The 7006-nt window shown below is 69.0% G+C and carries 5 protein-coding genes; 1 reads left to right on the plus strand and 4 read right to left on the minus strand.

The genetic code is table 11. The features are described from left to right. Positions 1 to 21 precede the first annotated feature (21 nt). From ASD48_RS16800 to ASD48_RS16815, 4 genes are all read right to left on the minus strand, one after another. The gene (locus ASD48_RS16800) at positions 22 to 741 is read right to left on the minus strand and encodes an SDR family oxidoreductase (protein ID WP_057602465.1); all 720 of its coding nucleotides are present in this window, start codon (positions 739 to 741) and stop codon (positions 22 to 24) included. A gap of 197 nt (positions 742 to 938) precedes the next feature. Next, positions 939 to 1922: a class I SAM-dependent methyltransferase gene (locus ASD48_RS16805; RefSeq protein WP_057602466.1), complete on the minus strand. Its 984-nt coding sequence runs from the start codon at positions 1920 to 1922 to the stop codon at positions 939 to 941. A gap of 316 nt (positions 1923 to 2238) precedes the next feature. Next, complete coding sequence (locus tag ASD48_RS16810; RefSeq protein WP_057602467.1) at positions 2239 to 3963, minus strand: glycoside hydrolase family 6 protein; 1725 nt, start codon at positions 3961 to 3963, stop codon at positions 2239 to 2241. 129 nt (positions 3964 to 4092) lie between these two features. Next, on the minus strand, positions 4093 to 5586 hold the full coding sequence (locus ASD48_RS16815; protein ID WP_199875835.1) for a cellulase family glycosylhydrolase: 1494 nt from the start codon (positions 5584 to 5586) through the stop codon (positions 4093 to 4095). Positions 5587 to 5851: 265 nt separating this feature from the next. Here ASD48_RS16815 and ASD48_RS45190 point away from each other — a divergent pair. After that, the coding region (locus ASD48_RS45190; protein WP_242432620.1) for a cellulose binding domain-containing protein at positions 5852 to 7006 on the plus strand (1155 nt) is incomplete at its 3' end.

The following is a 7006-nucleotide window of genomic DNA, read 5'->3' on the forward strand; positions in this document are numbered from 1 at the left end:
CTCGACGCGTCGGCAGGCCGGTCAGTTGGGCTGCCCGATCGGCCGTACGACGACGGTGTTGATGTCGACACCCGCCGGCTGCCCGACGGCCCACACGACGGAGTCGGCGATCTGGTCGGCGGTCAGCAGCTGCCCGGGCGGCAGGCTGCCGTAGCTGTCCCAGAAGGGGGTCTCCACCCGGCCGGGCGCGATCAGTGTCACGCCGACACCCCACTCGGTGACCTGGCGACGGGTGTTCTCCGCGAGGCCGGTCACCGCCCACTTCGTCGCCCCGTAGATGTTGCCCGGGGTGGGCACGAAGCCGGCGACGCTCCCGATCAGCACGATCCGTCCCCGGGTCTCCTTCAGGGCGTCGATCGACGCCCTGATGAGGAGCGCGGGACCGAGTACGTTCGTCAGGACCATGTCGGTCCACCCCGCCGGGTCACCCTCGGCGACCGAGTCATGGGTGGCGGTCCCCGCGTTCGCGACGACTGTATCCAGTCGCCCGTATGCATCGAGCGTACGGTCGACCGCCGACTGTACGCAGTCGTAGTCGGCGGCGTTCCCGGCCACCGTCAGCAGCCCCTTCGGCTCACCCAGTTCCGCGGCGAAGGCACGCAGTCGCTCCTCGCCGCGGCCGGTGACCGTGACCCGGTACCCGGTGTCCAGCAGCTGCCGTGCGACGGCGGCGCCGATGCCGCTGCCGCCGCCGGTGATCAGTGCGACCGGAGAATCCGAAGTGCCCGAGACGTTGTTCATGGTGTGCCCCCCATTGCGTCGGCTGCGCATCCTGGCTGCGTACGTCGGCTGCGTCACGCTGCTGACTGCTGACTGCTGACTGCTGACTGTCGGCTGTCGGCTGGCCGCTGCGCGACGTACGGTGCGCGGCACGCAGTCCATCACTTGGAGAGCTCTCCAAGTCAAGCCCTGCCGGGCCGACTTGACCGCCGGGCCGGCTACTGGACCGGCTTCACCGCCGTGTGCACGGTATGCGCCGCGAGCACGAAAACGTCCGCCCTGCGGTGCACCCCCGCCTCATCCTGCGGGTCGAGCAGCCGGTCCAGCATGGCGCGGTCGTCGGCGCCCAGGGCGTCACCGAAGACGTCCCGCAGACGCGTCAGGGACGCGGCGATGTAGGCGCGGGCCCGGCCGGAGGCGGGCGCGGGCAGGTCGAGCAGAAAGCTGCGGCTGCGGGCGTGCTTCAGACCGGCCGCGCCAAGCAGCGCCGACCAGTCCTCGGCCTCCTCGACGGAGCCGGGCAGGTCGGCCCTCATCCGGGCGAACCACTCCTCCTGCAGCGCGTCGAGCCGCGCCTCCAGGCCGGGGCGCCCGAAGCCGAGGTCTCGCGGCAGGAACCGGGCCGGCAGACCGCCCTCCATGATCGCCAGCGTGCCGCCGGGCGCGAGGCGGTCCGCGAAGGAGGCCAGAGCGGCGCGTTGGTCACCCAGGTGGTGCAGACTGCGGCCGGCCCAGAGCAGATCGGCCGGGTAGTCCAACTCGGCCAGCACATCGGGAAGTTCACCGGCCAGGGTGTCGAAACGGTCGCCGTACCCGAGGCGGTCGGCTCGCTGCCGGGCCCGCTCCAGCAGCGGCGCGGAACCGTCCACCGCCGTGACCCGCGCACCGGGGAACGTCTCGGCGAACAGACAGGAGACGACCCCGGGGCCACTGCCCACGTCCACGATCAGCCCGGGCTCGGTCACCTCCCTCCCGAGCCAGGACAGGGCCCGCTCGTACAGGGGCGTGAACAGTTCGGCCTGGGCTTCGAGATGCGGGGCCATCTCGGCCCAGTCGATGTCGGTGTCATGGCCGTGGCCGTGGCCGTGACCCTGACCGGGGCTGAGGCCTTGGCCGTGACCCTGACCGTGCGGGGGACCGGGGGCGTGGCTTGGGCCCGGGGCGTGCTGGTCGTCGCGGGGCTCGTGAGGGTGGTGCGCCATGGTGTCAGCCTCTCGTCCGGTGTCCCGTCAGCGTGCTCCGACGCACCGGCCCGGGGCCACCTTTGTTGCCGGTACGGCAACAATCGGGACGCCTGCAGCAAACCGGATCACGCCTGTCCGGTCGCTCCCGACGAGCTGGAGCGACCGGACAGGAACTGCTCACCGGTGGAGTTCGTGACCGCCGGGGTCGGTGATCGGCCCGGGCAGGCCGACCACCGACCCCGATGGATCACCGTCGTCGCACCTCACCGTCGTCTCACCGCACTGTGGTGTCACCTCACTGTCGTGCGGGGCGACTCGGGTGGAGGCCGGTGGCCTACAGCGGCGGGTACGCGTTCTGCATCAGCTGCTGGAACTGTGCCGAGAACCAGTGTCCGGACAGCGGCGCGTTCGCCAGGGCACCGGACAGGTTGTTGCCGTTGCGCGCGTTGCCCGTGTACGTCGGGTCGCACATCCGGTCGAAGCCCTTGCCCTCGTCGTTGGCGATGGCGGAGCTGGAGCCGTCGGACTCACCCGGCGGCTTCATCCACACGTACGCGTCGATTCCGGCGGCCGGGGCCGCCTGCGGGCGCTCTCCGAGACCGGCGCCCGACTGGTTGCACCAGTTGCCGATGTGGATACGACGGTCGTAGCGGCCGCCGTCGACGTAGGTGTCCACGCTGGTCGTGGCACCCGGTCCGGTGGGCCGGGCGGTGCCGCCCCAGCCGTTGCGGGAGGTGTCGATCAGCATGCCGATGTTCGACCGGAAGCCTGCGGTGACCAGCTGGTTCCGGAAGGCCTGGGCGTACGACTGCTCGTCGACGTACCGGTTCCAGTCCACCCACTTGGACTCGCGGACCGACTTGCCGGCCACGGAGTCGTTGATGGTGAAGTTGTTCTCCTTCAGGGCGCTGTAGTTCGCCGTGTTGGTGATGAAGCCGTGTACGTCGTCGACGGTCGCGCCCTCCGCGGTGGCCGCCTGGTAGAAGAGCTGGGCGGAGGGGGCGAAGTTGTCGTCCCAGCCGAGCCAGCCGTGGTGACCGGCGTCGATGTAGTTGTAGACGTTGGGGATCGCGCCGAGCTTGTCCAGCGCGTAGCCGACGCCCTTCACGTAGTTGCCGTTGGCCTTCATGGTGTCGCAGGCCGCGGTGGCGGTCGGCCGGCTGCCGGTGTTGGTGACGAGGTTGGGCAGCGAGTCGATCTCGATGGTGGTGACGATCCGCAGACCGGCGTACTTGCTGTCGGCGAGGATCGTCGCGATCGGGTCGATGAACTGCGTCTTGTACTTGTCGATCTCCGTCGGGCCGAGTTCGCCGTTGGAGGCGAGGGCGGCGCAGTCACGTCCGGGAAGGTCGTAGACGACCAGCTGGACGACTTCTTCACCGCTGCCCTTCTGGGCGAGGGCCGCGTCGAGGTGGGCGCGCAGGCCCATGCCGCCGTTCACTCCGTTGATGGCGGCGATACGGTCGAGCCAGACTCCGGTCGGCTGGTTGGAGATGCGGCTGCCGCCCGTCTCGGCGGCGGCCTTCGCCGACCATTCGGGGTTCACGTACACCTTGGCGCCGGCGTAGGGGTTGTCGACCTTGGTGGAGGGGGTGCCGGGGTCCGTCGGGGTGCCTGGGTCGGTCGGGGTGCCGGTACCGCTGTCGACGTTGCAGGTCACGCCGTCGAGGGTGAACGTGGTCGGGATCGAGTTGGTGCCGCTGTAGGTGCCCTGGAACCCGAAGCTGACCGAACCTCCGGTCGCCAGCGTCCCGTTGTAGGTCTCGTTGTTGGCGGTGACCGCCGTACCGGATTGGGTGATCTTCGCGTTCCACCCGTTGGTGACCTTCTGGCTGCCGGCGTACGCCCACTTCACCGACCAACTCGACTTGGCGGCGGAGTTGTTGGTGACGGTGACGGCGGCGGTGAAGCCGCTGCCCCAGTCGTTCTGCACTTTGTAGTCGACGCTGCACGGGATGGCGGCGATGCCCGGATCGCCGGGGACGACGGCGAGTGCCGTCCCCGAGGCGCCGGCGACCAGCGCCAGCGCGGCGAGTACCGCTGTTCTGCTACGGCTCATGAGTGCGGATTCCTTCTCGGTTGCGGGTGGTGTCCGTTTCTTCGGTGGTTCTGATCGGCCGTCGATCGCGTGCGGACAGGCCGGTTTCGGCCCTGCTCGATCTATCCGGCTGATCGGTCCGGTGGGCGCCTATCCGTCGAGTGCGCGCAGATGGTCGCGCAGGCCGGCCCCGTACGCCGTGGGCGTCCCGTCGTAGCCGGAGATCAGGGACGGACCGGTGGAGCAGTCCCAGGTGTTCCAGGTCCAGCCCAGGTACGACAGGCCGCGGTCGTCGAACCACTTCATGACCTGATCGACGAAACCGTGCGAGCAGGTGTTCTCCCCGATCTCCCCTGCCACGAGCGGCACTTGGGCCGCGACGGGGGCGAGGGTGGAGTTCCAGCAGCTCTCGTTCGCGCAGGTGTTGAAGTTGTAGACGTGGTAGGCGGCGGCGAGATTGCCGGTCGGGTCGGTGGGCTTGTACGTCAGCCACTGGCTCAGGTCGTTGGAGTACGCGAGCCCGCCGGCCAGGATGACGTTCCTGGCGCCGGTCGCCCGTACGGAGTCGACGAGATCCTGCATACCGGCGACCTCGTACCCGATGCCGGGACAGGTGCCGCCGTCCCGCCAGCACTGCCACGCCTGGGCGGCCGTGGAGGTGGCGCGGTCCGGGTAGGGCTCGTTGAACAGGTCGAACACGACGGCCTGGTCGTTCTTGAAGGTGTTGGCGACCGAGGTCCAGAACGACGGGGTGTACTGCATGTCGGGCATCGGCTTCTGGCAGCTGGCGTGCACATCCGAGCAGCCGGCCGAATTGCCCGTGTACTGACCGTAGTTCCAGTGCAGTTCGACGATCGGCGTCATGCCGTGCGCCTCGACGCGGGTCACCAGGTCCTTGACCGCGTTGACGTAGTTGGTGCCGCCGTAGGCGGAGTTGATGTTCGAAAGGCCCAGCCAGCACTCCTCGTTGAGCGGGATGCGCACGGTGTCGACGTTCCAGTCGGCGATCGCCTCGACGGAGGCGTCGTCGACCGGTCCGTCCCAGATGCCGCGCCCCTGCACGCACATGAACTCGCCGCCGGAGCGGTTCACCCCGAGCAGACGGCGGGTGTTTCCGCCGGCGTCCACGAGCTTGTTCCCGGAGACGTGCAGTACGGGCGGCTCGTCACCGGTGTCCGGCGGATCCGTCGTGGGTGGTGCGGTGGGGGTGGGCGTGGGGCTCGGGTCGGAGCCGGCGTTGCAGGTCGTGCCGTTGAGCTTGAACGTCGTCGGTGCGGCGTTCGTCTTCGAGGTGGACGCGACGAAGCCCGCGCTGACGCTTGCGCCGGTGCCCAGGGAGCCGTTCCAGCTCTCGTTCGCGGCGGTGACGGTGGCGCCCGACTGGGACCACTTGGCGCTCCAGCCCTGGGTGACCTTCTGGCCGTCCGCGAAGTCGAAAGTGAGGTTCCAACTGCTCAGGGCCGCCGCGTTGTTGGTGATCCTCACGGCGCCCTGGAAGCCGGCGTCCCACTGACCGGTGACGGAGTACTCGACCGTGCACGCGGGCACGGCTCCCTGCGCCGTGACGACCGTTGACAGGGCACCCGCAACGAGGGCGACCGTGCCGGTCACGGCTAAAAGTACTGAACGCGGGGGGTGGCGCATGAGCGACTCCTTGCAGCTCAGGCGCGTCGTGAACAGACGCGTCGACTGATGGAACCGCTCCCACTGGTGTCTCGAAGCTAGCGCCAAGTGCCGGCAAAGAACAGAGGAGTCACTGACTTTCCCTCAACAGCCGTCGTCGAATCTTTTCGACTCTTCAAGCACCTTGACCGTTCACACCCCCATCCCCACTATGGGAGCGCTCCCACTGGTTCAAGGCTTGTTGCTCCTCCCCCACTTCTCCGAGCCGCAAGGAGGAACCAGCACCATGGATCCCTCACGCAGACGCCGCGGGGCGCGGCGCCTGTGGACCGCCGCTCTGGCGGCCCTCGCGCTCCCCCTCGCCATGCTGAGCACCAGTACAACTCCCGCCCAGGCGGCCGCGCTTCAGTGCAGCGTGGACTACAAGACCAATGACTGGGGTTCGGGCTTCACCGCAGACCTCACCCTCACCAACCGGGGCACCGACCCGATCAGCGGCTGGGCCCTGACGTACTCCTACGCGGGCAACCAGAAGCTGACGAACGGATGGAACGGCAGCTGGTCGCAGTCCGGTCAGCAGATCACGGTGAACAACGCCTCGTACAACGGGACGATCGCCGCCGGAGCCGCGGTCAGCACGGGCGGGCAGTTCACCTACAGCGGGACGAACGCCGCTCCCACGAGCTTCGCGGTCAACGGCACCACCTGCGCCGGCGCGCACCAGCCGCCGGTCACCGTGCTGACCAGCCCGACCGCGGGCGCGGTCTACACGCAGGGGGACGCGGTGCCGCTCGCGGCGACCGCCGCGGCCGCCGACAGTGCGACCATCAGCAAGATCGAGTTCTATGACGACACGACCCTGCTGGGCACGGACACGAGCTCGCCGTACACGCTGTCCGCCTCCGGATTGTCCGTGGGCAGTCATTCCCTGGTCGCCAAGGCGTACGACAGCCTGGGCGCTTCGGCGTCGTCGACGCCGGTCGGCATCACGGTCGCCTCGGGACCGGCCGTGGTCGCCTCGGCCAACCAACTCGCCGTGCAGCAGGGCAAGACGGGCACCTACTCGCTGAAGCTGTCGACCCAGCCGTCGGCCAACGTGACGGTCACGACCGCTCGCACCACCGGCAACACGGGCCTGACGGTGACGGGCGGAGCGAGCCTGACCTTCACGCCGTCCAACTGGAGCGCCGCCCAGAACGTGACCATCACGGCCAACGCCTCGGGCACGGGCGCCGCGACCTTCGAGTCGACGGCCACCGGGCACGCGAAGGCCTCGGTCACGGCCACCGAGATCGCGGGCACCAAGGCGTACGACGCCCGGTTCCTCGACCTCTACGGCAAAATCACCAACCCGGCAAACGGTTACTTCTCCCCCGAGGGCATCCCGTACCACTCGGTCGAGACACTGATCGTCGAGGCCCCGGACCAGGGGCACGAGACC

It is taken from the genome of Streptomyces sp. Root1310 (assembly GCF_001426425.1).
Lineage (GTDB): Bacteria > Actinomycetota > Actinomycetes > Streptomycetales > Streptomycetaceae > Streptomyces.